The 15599-nt window shown below is 47.4% G+C and carries 11 protein-coding genes; 7 read left to right on the forward strand and 4 right to left on the reverse strand.

The features are described 5' to 3' along the window. Positions 1-48 precede the first annotated feature (48 nt). From T325_RS06610 to T325_RS06635, 6 genes are all read left to right on the forward strand, one after another. On the forward strand, positions 49-2574 hold the full coding sequence (locus T325_RS06610; RefSeq protein ID WP_231622201.1) for a beta-mannosidase: 2526 nt from the start codon (positions 49-51) through the stop codon (positions 2572-2574). A 65-nt stretch (positions 2575-2639) separates the two neighbouring features. Further along, positions 2640-4241 (forward strand): DUF6057 family protein, encoded by a 1602-nt coding sequence (locus tag T325_RS06615; protein WP_036911654.1) that lies wholly within the window; start codon positions 2640-2642, stop codon positions 4239-4241. After that, positions 4216-5712, forward strand: a complete 1497-nt coding sequence (locus tag T325_RS06620) for a TolB family protein (RefSeq protein WP_231622202.1) — start codon at positions 4216-4218, stop codon at positions 5710-5712. The genes T325_RS06615 and T325_RS06620 overlap by 26 nt, the downstream gene beginning before the upstream one ends. A gap of 3 nt (positions 5713-5715) precedes the next feature. After that, positions 5716-6369 carry a DUF4369 domain-containing protein gene (locus T325_RS12370; protein WP_051949760.1) on the forward strand — a complete coding sequence of 218 codons (654 nt, stop codon included), beginning with the start codon at positions 5716-5718 and terminating at the stop codon, positions 6367-6369. Continuing rightward, positions 6350-8068 carry a DUF6057 family protein gene (locus T325_RS06630; protein WP_036911658.1) on the forward strand — a complete coding sequence of 573 codons (1719 nt, stop codon included), beginning with the start codon at positions 6350-6352 and terminating at the stop codon, positions 8066-8068. The genes T325_RS12370 and T325_RS06630 overlap by 20 nt, the downstream gene beginning before the upstream one ends. Next, a complete protein-coding gene (locus tag T325_RS06635; RefSeq protein ID WP_036911660.1) occupies positions 8065-9549 on the forward strand; it encodes a TolB family protein in 1485 nt (494 codons plus the stop codon). Before T325_RS06630 ends, T325_RS06635 begins: the two co-directional genes overlap by 4 nt. 139 nt (positions 9550-9688) lie before the next feature. Here the strand turns inward: T325_RS06635 and T325_RS06640 are convergent, their stop codons facing one another. The 3 genes from T325_RS06640 to T325_RS06650 are packed head-to-tail and all read right to left on the reverse strand — an operon-like array spanning position 9689 to position 13523. Then, positions 9689-11095: a TolB family protein gene (locus tag T325_RS06640; RefSeq protein WP_036911662.1), complete on the reverse strand. Its 1407-nt coding sequence runs from the start codon at positions 11093-11095 to the stop codon at positions 9689-9691. Next, positions 11092-12495: a DUF6057 family protein gene (locus tag T325_RS06645; RefSeq protein ID WP_036911664.1), complete on the reverse strand. Its 1404-nt coding sequence runs from the start codon at positions 12493-12495 to the stop codon at positions 11092-11094. The genes T325_RS06640 and T325_RS06645 overlap by 4 nt, the downstream gene beginning before the upstream one ends. Beyond that, entirely contained in the window at positions 12492-13523 is a 1032-nt protein-coding gene (locus T325_RS06650; RefSeq protein ID WP_036911666.1) for a threonine aldolase family protein, read from the reverse strand. Before T325_RS06650 ends, T325_RS06645 begins: the two co-directional genes overlap by 4 nt. Before the next feature lie 108 nt (positions 13524-13631). Here T325_RS06650 and T325_RS12375 point away from each other — a divergent pair, with 108 nt between their 5' ends. Next, positions 13632-14591 carry a DUF3089 domain-containing protein gene (locus T325_RS12375; protein ID WP_051949761.1) on the forward strand — a complete coding sequence of 320 codons (960 nt, stop codon included), beginning with the start codon at positions 13632-13634 and terminating at the stop codon, positions 14589-14591. A 37-nt stretch (positions 14592-14628) separates the two neighbouring features. On the opposite strand, the gene T325_RS06660 is transcribed toward T325_RS12375, so the two are convergent. Beyond that, positions 14629-15594, reverse strand: a complete 966-nt coding sequence (locus tag T325_RS06660; RefSeq protein WP_036911668.1) for a Rossmann-fold NAD(P)-binding domain-containing protein — start codon at positions 15592-15594, stop codon at positions 14629-14631. Positions 15595-15599: the final 5 nt, after the last annotated feature.

Here is a 15599-nt window from a genome sequence, read left to right on the forward strand (position 1 = left end):
GGATTGTGTTTAGTTATCATTCTAATGATCTCAGGATCTTGTAATCAAATGTTGGCAGAACAGCGCCAGTATCTGCATGATAATTGGACGTTCGGGTTAACGCACCAGTCTAGCCGATACCCTGCTGTGGTGCCGGGGGTTGTGCATACAGACCTAATGCGCCAAGGGCTTATAAAGGATCCTTATATAGGGCTAAATGAACGGGACGTTCAATGGGTTGACAAGGAAGACTGGTTATATGAGACTACATTCCGTGTGACTGATGGTGTCTTAGCCGAGGAACATGTTGATCTTTGTTTCGATGGGCTTGACACCTATGCTGATGTTTATCTGAATGATCATAAGATATTAGAGGCGGATAATATGTTTCGCAGATGGCGAATCGATGTCAAGTCGCTGTTAAGAGTCGATAATAACGTGTTACGTGTATATTTCCATTCTCCAATAAAGGTAGATATGCCTAAGTGGGAAAAGCACTCAGGGCTTTATGATGCTGCCAATGATCAGTCGGAGAATGGCGGACTACAGGATAGAAAACTCAGCGTATTTGCTCGTAAGGCAGGCTATCACTATGGTTGGGATTGGGGACCACGACTCGTCACCTCTGGCATTTGGCGTGATGTGTATATGGAGGCTTGGAGCAAGGCCCGTATTACGGATGTCTATCTTCATCAGTGTGAGGTCAGCAAACAAAAAGCAATCGTCAGGGATGAAGTGCAGATAGAGACTGATATTGATATACCTAATGCCGTGATTACTGTGATGGATAATAAAGGTAGGAGTGTAGTCCAAAAAAAGTGTTCATTACGGAAAGGGCAGAACACTGTCTCTGTGGATTTTGTCATTAAGAATCCTCGGCTATGGTGGTGTCGTGGTTTGGGAAAGCCTGAGCGTTACACTTTTATGACGAATGTTGTCGCAGATGGAAAACTTATGGCGCGGAATGAGCAACGTATTGGATTGCGTTCTGTTAGATTAGTGATGGATCCGGATGAAAAAGGTAACAGTCAGTTCTATTTCGTACTTAATGGCGTGAGAGTATTTGCAAAGGGGACCAATTATATACCACAAGATAACTTCCTGACCACTGTTACACCTGAGCGTTATTGGCAGACTTTGCGAGATGCTGTGTTGGCAAACATGAATATGATTCGTGTCTGGGGTGGAGGTATATATGAGAACGATATCTTCTATGATCTCTGTGATGAGATGGGGTTGATGGTATGGCAGGACTTTATGTTTGCCTGCAGCACCTATCCGGCTGAGGGTGACTGGTTGGAAAGTGTGCGTCAGGAAGCTGATGACAATATCCGTCGTTTGCGTAACCATCCTTGTATCGTTCTATGGTGTGGCGGTAATGAATGCCTGGATGCTTGGTATAACTGGGGGTGGAAAGGGCGTATGGAGAAAACCGATCCTGAAGGTGCCAGGCTGGTGGAACAACAGCAGGAACATCTTTACTATGATGTGCTGCAAGAAATAACTAGTCAGTTGGTTCCCGATGATATCTATACTCCAGGATCGCCTTACTCCGTACGTGGGCATGGTAGCGATGGCGTGAACGGTGACCGTCATTTCTATGGCGTCGGGCATCGGCGCATGCCTGTCAGCATGTATAATCAAGAGACTTCCCATTTTTTCTCTGAGTATGGCATGCAGTCATTTCCAGAATATGCTTCGGTACTCCGCTATGCACCTGACACAACTACTCATGATATCGGTAGCCAGTTGATGATGTGGCATCAACGGGGTGGCGTGGAGGCTAATAAGGTCATTGAGTGGTATGTCAACAATGAATATGGTCATCCTCGTGATTTCCGGCAATTCCTCTATGCCTCACAGCTGCTCCAGGGTGATGCCATGCGTACAGCCATAGAATCTCATCGCCGTGATATGCCTCATTGTATGGGGTCATTGCTCTGGCAGCATAACGACTGTTGGCCTGTAGCCTCTTGGTCTACCCGTGATTATTATGGTCATTGGAAGGCGGCTCACTATATGGTGCGCCATGCCTTTGAGCCACTACTCTGTTCTGCAGTTACGAAAGGGGACAGTTTGCTTGTCTATGCAGTCAACGATCTGCAGCTCAGGCAACAGGTGAGATTGAGACTAACTGTCTATACTCTCAGTGGGCAGACGGTTCATACACAGACACAGACAAAGGTGATTTTACCCAATACATCGACTTTGTTACTTAAGCAGTCTTTATCAGAATTGCTGAAAGAACATAAGCGTGAGGATGTCGTCGTAAACATGAGCCTTACAGCCTCGTCTGGAGTCGCATATGAGGCCAATAGCTTCCTTTGTTTACAGAAAGACCTGCGACTACTGCCTGCGAAACTAGCTTTTCAGGTGGATGCAGTCGATGGTGGATGTATCATCACCATCAAGTCTGATAAGTTTGTGCGTGCTTTGGCTATTTCTTTGGATGCAGAGAAGTACTGGTCGGATAAGAACTATTTTGACTTGCTTCCGGGAGTCCCAGTCCAATGCTTTCTGCGTTCATCGTTGTCTCCGGCAGATGTCCGGCAGAGAATGACGTTCATTTCTTTGAATAGTATGAAAGAGCAATAGCGAAGGCCTGTTATTTGATATATTATTTGGTGGAGTCAGAAAATGTTAGTAACTTAGCGGCGTTTATGAATCAGGTGAAAGTGAAATATTTAGACAATGGGTTGTCTTTGTTTGTGGGCATTGGCGTGTTCTTGTTTTGGTATGTGTGGTATCCTCACGCATTGTCATATCAAGAGCAATATCAGTTGTTCCTGTGGACAGGTGACTATTTCATGGAACGTGTGAGTGTGCCTGGTGGCTTTGCTGACTGGTTGGGTGAGTTTATCGTTCAGTTCTATTATGTAGAATGGTTAGGGGCACTGCTGTTAGCGCTTCTGTTTGTTGGCTTTGGATGGTTGGCTGGCTGGATTCCTGCAGCCTTGTTGTTGTGGCTTTTAGGCGATCCAAGTGTCCTGTTAGGTTATGCTATGGCGGTTATGATCGCCGTCGGAGTAAACAGGATGAACAGGCTTTCTGGACGAACGGGCCTGCTGGCTGATATGGCGCTGGTGCCTCTGGTGTATTGGTTGTCGGGACCTTTGGCTTGGATTTATGTGGTGATGCGATGGTTCAAACTTCCTAAGACTGTAGGTTGGCTTCTTCTGTTGTATTTGCTGGCTCTGCAGTTACTGGCCTATCGTTTCCTCTTGCCGCAGTGGACGCATGAGATGGTTTTCCTGCCTGAGCAATATTACCGTATCCCGATGATGTTGCCTGCACTGATGTGGATAATCCCTGTTGTGGTGATCATCGTTTTCGTGGTGCAGTCGCTGATAAAGTCTGTCAGATGGCATATGCCTGTACAGTTTGTGGTGGCTCTGGTATTGGGCTATATAGGTATGACCAGTGGCTATGACAAGGATATGTTTGAACTTATCCGTCAGGACTATCTGGTGAGAAACGAACGATGGGATGATATCGTGAAACGTGCTCAGGAGTATCAGGTAAAAACACCGTTCAGTTCCGTATGTGTGAATCTGGCCTTGTCTCAAAAGCATCAGTTGGCTGATCGGATGTTCGACTTCTATCAGAGTGGTTCGGATGCGTTGATCATGCCTCGTATCCGTGATCTGACCTCGATGCTCCCCTCTGCAGAAACATTCTGGCGGTTGGGTATGGTGAACTCTGCTTTGCGCTATTTCTTTGATACACAAGAGTCTATCCTTAACGGACGGACAAGTGGCCGCTGTACCAAGAGAATAGCGGAATGTATGATTGTGAATGGCCACTATAAGACGGCAAAGAAACAACTTCATCTGTTGAAACGTAGTTTATATTATCATGACTGGGCTGTCGCGACCGAGGCTCTGTTGGCAAATGAGGATGCAATAAACAGACATCCCGTATATGGCAAGCTACGTCGGTTGCGCTATCAGGACGACTTCCTCTATAGTCATCTTGAACTGTACAAAATGTTTGGTATATTGTTTATGAACAACAATAAGAACACCATGGCTCTTGAATACTTTATGGGTCAGATGTTGTTGGAAGGCCAGATGCAGGGATTCATGCAGTATATGCCCGTGGCGGGAAAGTATAGTGGTTATCGGACGATGCCAATTGGGTATCAGGATGCCATGCTGTGCATTCAGAAACGGGGGATTGTCTCCGATTCGCCCTATGCGAGCTATGTAAAACGGATGATGGAAGAAAGGAAAAAAGATGAAAGTAATGATGAAGTTCACTGAAATATCATATAAGTTGTTGGCTATTGGCTGTTGGCTATTAGCTATTGTCGGTTCGTCGTGTACAGATATACCAGAGAATCCGACATTCCTCAATCAACAGCCTTCTATATACCCCGATTATATCGGTGTAACGATTCCTGCCGATATTGCTCCTCTCAATTTTAATTCAGCAGACGAAGATATCGACTGTATGGATGTGATCGTAAAGGGTAGTAAGCAAGGTGAACTGCATGTAAACGGAGAGTGGGCTGACTTTGATATTGACGACTGGCATGCGTTGACTGAGCAGAATGTCGGGGGGGAGTTGTCGTTTACGGTATGCATCAAGAAAGACGGCCAGTGGTTAAAGTATCAGGATTTTAAGATGTTTGTGAGCCCTTATAGACTTGATGAATATGGTGTGACATATCGTCGCATTGCTCCTGGTTATGAGGTTGGAGGCGATATAGGTATCTATCAGCGGGATATACATAGCTTTCAGGAGTCTGCGATCTTGGCAGAGTGTGTTGTTCCTGGTCAGTGTATGAACTGCCATGTGGCCAACCGTGCCAATTCTCACACGTTTAATATGCAGATGCGTGGTTCTTGTGGCGGAACATTGATCTATAAAGACGGGAAGCAGAAATACCTGATAACCAAGACTGATAGTACTGTCGCTAACACGAGTTATTCATATTGGCATCCTGATGGTGACTATTGCGCTTTCTCGACGAACTCCATTCACCAAAGTTTCTTTGTCGGGACAGGTCAGCGCATAGAGGTTTATGATACCTATAGTAATGTTCTCGTCTTAGATACGAGGACTAATGAACTTGTGCTTTGTCCGCTGTTACAGACAGACGACTGGGAAACCTATCCTGCTTTCTCGGCAGATGGGAAGACGTTGTTCTATTGTACAGCTAAACCTTATAATGTGCCTGCAGAATGGAACAAGGTGAAATATAGTCTGTGTAAGATTTCCTTTGATGCCAGAACAGGTACGTATGGTGACCATGTGGATACCTTGTTGAATGCTCGTGTGCTGGATAAGAGTTTTACTTATCCCCGTCCTTCGTATGATGGCAAGTGGTTGATGTATAATGTGACATATTGTGGTAATTTCCCCGTCAACCATCCTGAGGCCGACCTTTGGCTGATGAATCTGGAAACAGGAGAGACCCATCCATTGAAAGATGCAAATAGTGAGGATACGGAGAGCTTTCACAATTGGAGCCTGAATAGCCATTGGTTTGTATTCTCCAGTCGTCGCGAGAACGGGATTTACAGTATGCCGTATATCGCTTTCCTCGATGAGAATGGCCAGGCAGGCAAGCCTTTCTTGCTGCCGCAACGTAATCCAAAGAAGTATTATCTGGAGGAGATGGACTCCTATAACTGTATCGATTTTACAAATGAAAAAGTGCAGTTAGACGCCCGTGAGGTACATAAAAGAGTATTTGAGAATAAGAGAGAACAAGTAAAGATTAGATAAGATATGAAGAAGATTTTATTGTGTGTGATGGCTATGGCTGTGGTGACTATGTTCTATAGTTGTAAACAAAATAGCAATGTGTGTCGGATTCAGGGTGTTGTCAATGGAGAACAGTTTGAGGGCAAACGTATATTCCTTGTACCGTTTACAGGCCCCAAAACCGCAGAGACCGTTGACTCAATGGAGATTAAGGACGGGAAGTTCCATTTCGAGACTGATAGCATGCAGATGTATAAACTCCTTATTGATTTACGATTCCGTGTAGGCATTCAACCCTTGTTGGTAATTGGTGAGCCGGGCGAGGTGAGAGTGGTTATCGACAGCGTGAGTCATGCCATGGGGACACCGCAGAATGACTCACTGGAAAAGTGGAAGGCGCGTACGGAAATCCATAACCGCGAGTTGGGTAAAATGCGCAGATATGTAGCCGACCTGCAGAAACAAGGTGATACGGTGCGGGCCAAGTATATTCAGCAACGTGCCGATAGTTTCCATCTGGTGTATAAGAACTACTCCCGTCAGATGGCAGAGAACCTGAAGGAGGGTGTGTTGCACGATTTCCTGAAGAATATGTTCCCGCTGACGTATCAGCGAAAGTATCCTGACGGAAGAGTCGTAACGATGAATGCTGATACGAATGAAGAGATTACTGAGTAAATACTGGAAGATAGGACTGACCATCCTGTTCGGTTTGGCGGTATTCCTCTTTTGGCGATTCTGCTATCCCTTTGCGCTGGCCTATCAGGAACAGCTGCAACTGTTCCTTTTCGACGACGATTATTTCTTGGAGCGTATGTCGGAGCCTGGTGGATTTGCAAGATACATCGCGGAGTTCCTGATGCAGTTTTATAACATTGTTACCATTGGAGCTGCGATTATTGCCCTGCTCTTTATGCTGATACAGAGGCTCACGTGGCAGTTGTTCTATCCTCGGAAGATAGTGGGCAAACTATACGTAATGAGTTTCATCCCAGTCCTGATGCTCTGGTATGCGATGGGCGATGAGAACGTCATGCTTACATACGCCGTGTCGCTGATAATAGCATTGGTCTTGATATTGCTATGGAAGATTGTGCCAGACCTTCCCAGAATAGTGAACTGTTGTTTGCTGTTGGTGATTCTGCCTCTGGTTTATTGGCTGATAGGACCGATGGCACTGTTAGTGGCCTTGTGGATACATCCTGTCTGGGGATTCTATGTGGTGGGTTGCATGTTACTAAGTGCTCACTATCTGCCTTTCCCAATGATAAGGGTGGTACTGGGCGTGAGCTATTACCGTGTTCCTTCAACACTGCCTTATGTCTTGATAGCGATACCTGTGGTTTATTTGCTGCAGGGTGTTGCTTTGGTATTCTTTAGACGCTTTGGACATGCCTTGAGTAAGGTGGGAAAGCGTGGGGCTGTTGTCTGCTCTGTCATCGTGGTGGTAGCAGCAGCTCTATTGATTCCCATGAATTTCGACAAGAAGAAATACGAGCTTATCGAATATGACTACTTAGTGCGTGTGGGCGACTGGAACGGTATTATTGCCAAGGCTGAGAAACAGATGCCCGACCTGCCGATGAGCGTAAGTGCCACCAACTTAGCTTTAGGCATGACGAACCAGCTGGGCGAGCGGGCATTCGACTTCTATCAGCATGGTTCGGAGGGACTGCTTCCTAAGTTTGAGCGTAACTTCGCCACAGGGCAGTTAAAGGGTGAGATATATTTTAATCTCGGTATGGTGAATACCGCCCAGCGTTTCGCTTTCGAGGCAATGGAGGCTATACCCAATTACAATAAGAGCGGTCGTGTGATGAAACGACTAGCAGAGACCAACCTAATCAATGGCCAGTATGAGGTGGCACGTAAATACCTGCGGATATTGGAGAAGACCATCTTTTATCGTCGTTGGGCTCAGCGTACTATGGCTATGCTGGACGACGGCCAGGGAGGCAAAAGCATTGATGCCCACCCGCTATACGGCACACTTCGGAAGTATCGCTTACAGGATGATCTCCTGTCCAGCGATCGCGAGCTCGACAAGATATGCGGACAGCTCTTCCTGCACAACCAGCAGAATATGATGGCAGCGCAGTATCTGCTTATGATGCCCCTGCTCGACAAGGATGTTCCACGCTTCATGCAGTTTGTACAGGCAGTGCAGAAGCGGATTCCGTATAATCCCCGCAGTTGTCAGGAGGGCATCGCTTTTGCCTTCTTCCAGCAGCGGCAGAACCCTCCACAGGGTTTCATCAATGATTATGTATTGCGGCGGATGAATGAATTCGCCAACGTGTACGGTTCAGACAAAAACTCGCCCGAACTAGACAGATTCAAGAATACGGTATGGTATTATTTAATGGTAGGACAATGAGGAAAAAAACTGTATATTGGCTGGCGGTCGTTGGCTGTTGGCTGCTGGTCGCATGTACGTCGGGTGTAGAGAATCCTATAAAGGTGGACTCATTGCCCGCTATCTATCCCGATTACGTCGGGGTGACGATTCCTGCGGAGATAGCCCCGCTGAACTTTAACAGCACCGAGCCTGACGTCGATGCGATGGATGTGGTGGTGCGTGGCTCTAAGGGCGGAGAATTGCATCTGCAAGGCGACGAAGCCGACTTTGATATCACTGACTGGCATGAGCTGACACAGCAGAACAAGGGTGGCGAACTCACCTTTACCGTATGTACCCGAAAAAACGGACAGTGGCAGCAGTATAAGGACTTTACGGTCAGTGTGAGTCTATATGCCCTCGATGAGTGGGGACTCACCTATCGTCGCATAGCTCCCGGTTATGAGGTGTTTAGCAAAATGGGCCTTTACCAGCGTAATCTCTCGTGCTTCGATGAGTATCCTATTATTGAGAATACCCTAGTGCCGGGCATGTGTGTCAACTGTCACTCGGCGCGGCAGACCGATCCCTCGCAATTTGTCTTCCATGTCCGTGGCGACCATGGTGCAACGATGTTCCAGACAGATGGTCAGCGTGAATGGCTCAAGGCCAGCAACGACCAGTTGGGCGGCTCAATGGTCTATCCCTACTGGCATCCTAGCGGGCAGTATTGTGCTTTCTCGACTAATCAGACACGTCAGGGCTTCCATGTAGCTCCTAATGAACGTATCGAGGTTTTCGACTTGTCAAGTGATGTGTTTGTCTATAATCCAGCCACCCACGAGATTATTAAGGACTCGCTGCTCTCTACAAAAGACTGGAGCGAGAACTCGCCCGTGTTCTCTCCCGATGGCAGGACACTATATTTCATGACCTGTAAGCAGCAGGATTATCCAATGCACTATAAGGACGAGAAGTATAACCTCTGCAAGATAGCCTTCGACCCCGAGACGGGGCGTTATGGCGAGCAAGTGGATACCATTTTCAATGCTGTGGCTATGGGTAAGAGTCTCACATGGCCGCGTCCCAGTTACGACGGGAAGTACATCCTCTTTACGCTGATGGACTATGGCTATTTCTCTATCTGGCATGAGGAGAGTAATCAGTGGCTGCTCGATCTTCAGACGGGAGAAGTGCGTGAGTTGAAGGAAATCAATAGTGAACGGGCCGACAGCTATCACAACTGGAACATCAATTCCCACTGGATAGTCTTTACCAGTCGCAGGGACGATGGGCTTTACAGCCGTCTCTACCTGGCAAGTGTCGACGAGCAGGGGCGCTTTTCTAAACCCTTTCTGTTGCCACAGCGCCATCCGAAGGAATATTATGAAGAAAGTATTTTTTCTTTCAATGTACCCGACTTTACGAAGTCGAAGGTGGTGTTTGATGCCTACGAGGCAGGCCGCGAAATCGTCTCGGATAAGCGTATTGGAACAAAAGTCAGTTCTCTCGCCAAATAAGGGATAATCTCCCTAATAACAAAACAACTTGTTTTGTTCTCGTTCAGATAGTCTTTTACACTCTAAGGAACTATCTCTTTGAAGACAAAACAAGTTGTTTTGTTGTTACGGTAATAAAGGTTTGCTTTTAGATGAAAGGTTATTTGAATGAAATAGCTTGTTCTTTCATCACTTTGACCACGTCATCTACGTCGAATGGAACCTTGCCCTTGCCCAGTTCTGGCGCGTTAAACGACTTCAGGTTGTTGTCGTAGAACGTTGGGTGCTGCTGTGGCAGACAGAAGGGCTTATGGGTCTTGCCGTCTTTGTCAACGTAGCAGAAGTAAGGCTTGCCGTATAGCCCGTCGTCGCGTTTCGAGGCGAAGACAAACCAGCGGCTGTTCGATGACCATGAATGGTATGTATCACTCTTCTGACTATTGACTATGCTGAGGCTGTCAACAGCGCCCGTTTGAAGGTTTATCATCTGTAGGTCGGCCTCTGGATGCCAGATCGGGAAGGTGCCATAGTCGGCTACTGTGAAGAGTACAAAACGTCCGTCAGGACTAATGCGGGGGTGGCAGACACTCCTCTGGTTGAAAAGTGTGTCGATTTTCGTACCAATGGTGCCGTCGCTCTCGTTGAAAGGGATGCGCACAAGACTGTATTGCAGGTTCTTGATATCCTGAGGCAGGCTCACAGTGTCGGCACTGCAATAGTAGATGTACTTGCCATCGGGCGAGAACGTGGGGAAGGTCTCGAATTTCAGGCTGTCGGCCAACAGGGGCGATGAGATGATGCGGTGCTCCAGCATATCGGCCACGTAGACGTTTGATGCTGCATCGTAGACTTCCAGGCGTTTACTGGCCAGACTGTGGAAGGCAGGAATGATCTTTTGGGTGGAGTAGGTGATGTAACGCCCCGTAGGACTGAAACAGAAGTACACGCTACCCGGGATGTTGAGCTTGCTCAGTTGGCCATTGCGGTTCAGGATGGCACCGCCGCCAGGACCGCGTACATACATCATCGACAGTTCTGGGTCTTGATTGGCGTAGGTGTGGCAGTTCATACAGCGGTTCTCCAGTTGCTCATGGTGGGCTAGAGCATTTACGTTGAAGTTCTCCACGCAACGTTGCTGAATCTGCACGTGATTCCAAATCTCATAGTCGGGTTCGATGAGGCGGTAGGTAAGGTAAGGATCCACTTTATCGCTCACCACCTGCCATTTAAACGACTTGTATTGTGTCCATGTCCCGTCGATGAGTGCTGTCACGGTGACCTCTATCTCTTTATCGGCCGATTGCTGCATCAGCATCTTCCAGTCGTCGATGTCGAACACGGCCTCATTGCCGCGCGTATTCAGTGTCAGTTCTCCAGCCCTCACCTCGATGGCTTCGCAGTTGGCACGGAGCAGGAAGTTCAGCGGAGCAATATTCTCGGGAACGGTCACGTCGCAGTAGTCGGGATATATAGGAGGCAACTCGCTGTTCTGCTGCACGTTCTCTGGAGTAGGTGCGCAAGAAAGGTAAAAAGGTAAAAATGTGAAAATGTAAAACAGTCGTCTCATATCTCTGGTGCTTTAATCTTATCAAAGTAATACCAGTAAGAGCCCTTGAACAGAGTGCTGCCACGTTGTTGGTTGTATTGCTGGAACCGTTCAAAAACGTCACTCCGCTGTATGTACTTCTCCCACTCTTCTTGTGAGGCGTCTGTGCCAGCCAGCCAGATGCAAAGGGCTTCCTGATAGAGCGGTTTCAGGCGAGGCCTGCCAGTCTCTATGCAATAGCGATCGTAGTCGCGCTTGAAGTTGGTGATATCCTTCAGCAACAAGTTGCTGCACAGAATATAGTCGAGGGCGATGGTGTTGTCGGGATTAGTATCGAGCAGTTGCATCATCAGGAAATGAGCATTGTCGGAAATGGTTATCGTGTCACGCCGGTTTGCCCTCTGCATTTTCTCTTGATAGATTTTCTGGCCGTGTTGGCGGATGTTCTCTGCCCACTTTCTGTATACCAGTGTCTTATCGAGGATGCGCAGATACTTTTCTGCCGCCAGAGAGTCACCGCTAACGATATTGCATTCTGCCAAGCGGCGCATCATACGGACATTGCGGTTGTTATGAGAAAAGACGTTGGTCATCATGGCAGCTCGCTCTGTAAAGGTCATGTCGCCCAGTGCCCAGTAGAGCTCATTCATGTTACGAATGGTGAGCATAGGGGTCTTTGGTCCGATTTTCTCGAAGGTGCCAAGATAGTTTGGCGTGAACTTAAGCAGATGGTCTGGTAGTTGGTCACGCTGAGCCTGTGACAGATTGTAGAAGAATAGCATCTGGTCTGTCCATTGGTCAGAGCTCTCTACCAGCTGGATCACTTTGTTGTGGTTACCGAAGTAGTATTCACAGTCAACGGCAAAGTCCTTCTCAAGAATGAAGTCGGGGCCTTGCAACTTCTTTACTTGGGGCAGCCCGAAGAGCAGCCAGCCAGGCAACAGAAGACAGCAACAAACGGCAACCTGCTTCTTCCGACCTTTGACAAGTGATACCAGCCATAACAGCAGTGTCCAGCCCATGACGGTGATGGTAGATGACAGGCGGTAGCTGGTGCTGAAATGGCAGACAGCAAGGAAGGTCATCAGTACCAATGCCAATAACTGCGATACGATGTGGTTGACCTTGAGATGGCTTAAGGCGCTGTAAAGCAGCATGCCTGTAGCTGTCAGACAGAATGTCAGAATGGTGGCGCCGATATAGAGGTAGTAATAGAATTGGGTCAGGAAGTCGCCCGCTAGTGTAGCTAGCCAGCCCGATCCGGTGTAAGAGGAGATATAGTCCCACGACCAGAGAAATAACTGGTTCTGCTCCTGAAAGAAGAAATGGTAAGGATAGCAGAATTGAAAAAAGCACCAACAGGCGATAGCCCAGAGGACCATCACTACCAGAGGATAATATCTCAATACCTTACCTTTCACTTTTCCAGAATCTTTTCCAGTTCGTCAATTTCCTCTTCTGTTGTTGCCCAACTAGTGACGAAGCGGCAGATGGTATGATGCTTGTCGGCCTGTCCGAAGTGAGTAAAGAGCATTTTCTGACTGAGTTTGTCAACCTGTTCATTATCGATAATGACGAACTGCTGGTTGGTGGGAGAGTCTACGTAGAACTTGAAGCCTTTTCGTATAAAGATGTCTTTCATCCTCATAGCCATCTTAATGGCATGTTCGGATAGCCTGAGATAGAGATTGTCAGTAAACAAGGCCTCGAACTGCAAACCGATAAGCGCTCCTTTCGCTATCACGGCACCATGCTGCTTCTGGATAGAGAAAAAATGCTTATGGGCTTTGCGGTTGGTGAAGACAACGGCTTCTCCACAGAGTGCGCCAATTTTCGTGCCGCCAATGTAAAATACATCGCAATGGCGGGCCAGATAGGGCAGGGTCACATCTGTGCCCTCAGCCTTCAGTCCGTAGCCGAGACGGGCACCGTCGATATACAATGGAATCTCATAGCGCTGGCATACCTGATAGATGTCATTGAGTTCTTTAGCAGAATAAAGGGTGCCGAACTCTGTGGGGAAAGTGATGTAGACTAAGCCCGGGTGAACAGCATGATCCTTATTGCCGTCGTGCATATAGTCGTCAAGATACTTGTCAAGGGTGCTGGCCTCCATCTTACCATCGGTATCGGCAATCGTGATAATCTTATGCTCGGTAAACTCCACAGCTCCTGCCTCATGGACATTGATATGACCGCTACCAACGCAAATTACGCCCTCGTATTGATAGAGCATAGAGTCGATAGTTGTGGCGTTGGTCTGTGTGCCGCCAGTGAGGAAGAATATCTGTGCGTCGGGGAGTCCGCAGGCTTCGCGGATACGATCCTTCGCCCGCTCGCTGAACTCGTCGAAGCCGTAGGGGGTTGGCTTGGCGTTGTTGTACTTAATTAGATTTTCAAGTACTTGAGGATGTGCTCCGTTATTGTAGTCGCATTCAAATGATAGCATGTCTTTTTTCTCTTTTGCCTGCAAAATTACATAATCTTTCGCTATTTATTTGCAGAGTTCGAGGTTTTTTTATATTTTTGCACACGATTTTACAATCGACCATACAGGATGACAAAGATTAGAAACCACATTGTGGTACCCATAGCCTTATCCATCATGCTCATTATTTCATCGTGGAATAATGGACTTGATAGTGTTGTCGGCCCTATTCCACAGCGCCCCAGTTACGATAATCCCTCCATGTGGTATATACAGAACCGTGGGGGCGAGGCCGATCTTTTTTATATTATCTCTACCGAGACTGGTGACCATATGATGGGTGGTGACACCTGCCATTTAGCGGACATTTATAATATGGAGCTGCGGAAGCCGATGCAGAAAGAGATGACAGCTGTTGACTCTTTCTATTCTGATAAGTTGAACTATTTTTCACCTTATTACCGTCAGGTGTCTATGGACTCGTGGGCTGATAGTGAGAAGGCTTTTGCACGTCTGCCAATAACTGTCTCAGACGTGAAACGCAGTTGGCAATATTATCTGGAGCATTTTAATCAAGGACGTCCCTTTATTATCGCGGGCTTCAGTCAGGGGGCTATTGCTGCGTTGGAGATAGTAAAGCACATGCCAGATAGTGTTATGAAAAGGATGGTGGCTGCTTATGTGATTGGCTACAAGGTGGGACAAGAGGATTTGGATTCGTTTCCTAACATCCGACTGGCTCAAGGGGCTACTGATACGGGCGTGACTATCAGCTTTAATTCGGTGAAGTCGCCGGAAAGTATTCTTTATATTAGTAAGAATACCAAGGCTTGTATCAATCCCGTTAATTGGCGCACTGATTCCGTGAGTACTCCGTTCGTGCTCTATGGCAGGAAGAAAAACGATACGTTATCCGTGCACTGTGACCCTAAGAGTAGACATATCATAGTGGAAGGTTATCAGCAAAAAAACATCATGCCGATAATTGGTTGCAAGGGTAATTATCATGACATGGAATTGAAGTTTTACTATCCTTACATTCGAAGAAACATGGCTGACCGTGTGGCAGCGTTTATGAAAAGCGAATAAATGATAATCCCCGCCAGATGGCGGGGATTATCATTTATTATAATGCTTCGAGCATTCGTTTGATGACAACCGAACAGCTAATCTCTCGGTTAGCCGCTTCAGGGATGACGAGACTGTTAGGCGATTCAATCACATCATCGGTTACGATAAGGTTACGACGGACGGGGAGACAGTGCATGAATTTTCCATTGTTAGTCCACGACATGTGCTCAGCGTCTACCGTCCATGACATGTCCTTTGAAGTAATCTTTCCGTAATCAGCCGGATTAGTCACACCTGGGTTACTCCAGTTCTTTGCATAGATGAAGTCGGCACCCTCAAAGGCTTTCTTCTGGTCGTATTCCACCACTGCATTACCTACGAACTTCGGATCGAGTTCGTAGCCTTTGGGGTGAGTGATGACGAGATCCACATCGGGAGCGGCATTCATCCACTCAGCAAAACTATTAGGTACAGCCTGGGGCAAGGCACGGCAATGGGGAGCCCAAGTGAGAACGACTTTTGGGCGCTCAACGGTCTTATGCTCCTCGATGGTGATGAGGTCTGCAAAGGCCTGAAGGGGGTGTACGGTGGCAGTCTCCATGGCAAAGACGGGACGGCCTGAGTATTTGATAAACTGGTGAAGTACAGTCTCGGCATAGTCGTATTCGCGATCACTAAGCCCAGCGAAGGAACGTACACCAATGAGGTCGCAATAGCAGCCCATTACGGGGATGGCTTCTAACAGGTGCTCACTCTTGTCGCCGTCCATGATGACACCACGCTCGGTTTCGAGCTTCCAGGCACCTGCATTCACATCAAGTACGATGACATTCATACCGAGGTTCATGGCTGCCTTCTGTGTAGAGAGGCGGGTGCGGAGTGAGTTATTGAAGAAAATCATCATCAGGGTCTTGTTCTTGCCCAGATGCTGATACTTATAACGATCGTTCTTAATCTCAAATGCTTCGGCCATCGCCTTATCTAATGGGCCGAGGTCTTCAACGTTGATAAAACTTTTCATATCTT

The organism is Prevotella sp. FD3004 (assembly GCF_000746155.1).
In the GTDB taxonomy this organism is placed as follows: Bacteria; Bacteroidota; Bacteroidia; order Bacteroidales; family Bacteroidaceae; genus Prevotella.

Bases quoted from the DNA above. Each gene is read 5' to 3' on its own strand.
- T325_RS06660 (WP_036911668.1), bottom strand. From the start codon at position 15,594: ATGAAAAGTTTTATCAACGTTGAAGACCTCGGCCCATTAGATAAGGCG.
- T325_RS06620 (WP_231622202.1), top strand. From the start codon at position 4,216: ATGAAAGTAATGATGAAGTTCACTGAAATATCATATAAGTTGTTGGCT.
- T325_RS06650 (WP_036911666.1), bottom strand. From the start codon at position 13,523: ATGCTATCATTTGAATGCGACTACAATAACGGAGCACATCCTCAAGTA.
- T325_RS12375 (WP_051949761.1), top strand. From the start codon at position 13,632: ATGACAAAGATTAGAAACCACATTGTGGTACCCATAGCCTTATCCATC.
- T325_RS06635 (WP_036911660.1), top strand. From the start codon at position 8,065: ATGAGGAAAAAAACTGTATATTGGCTGGCGGTCGTTGGCTGTTGGCTG.
- T325_RS06630 (WP_036911658.1), top strand. From the start codon at position 6,350: ATGAAGAGATTACTGAGTAAATACTGGAAGATAGGACTGACCATCCTG.
- T325_RS06640 (WP_036911662.1), bottom strand. From the start codon at position 11,095: ATGAGACGACTGTTTTACATTTTCACATTTTTACCTTTTTACCTTTCT.
- T325_RS12370 (WP_051949760.1), top strand. From the start codon at position 5,716: ATGAAGAAGATTTTATTGTGTGTGATGGCTATGGCTGTGGTGACTATG.
- T325_RS06615 (WP_036911654.1), top strand. From the start codon at position 2,640: ATGAATCAGGTGAAAGTGAAATATTTAGACAATGGGTTGTCTTTGTTT.
- T325_RS06610 (WP_231622201.1), top strand. From the start codon at position 49: ATGTTGGCAGAACAGCGCCAGTATCTGCATGATAATTGGACGTTCGGG.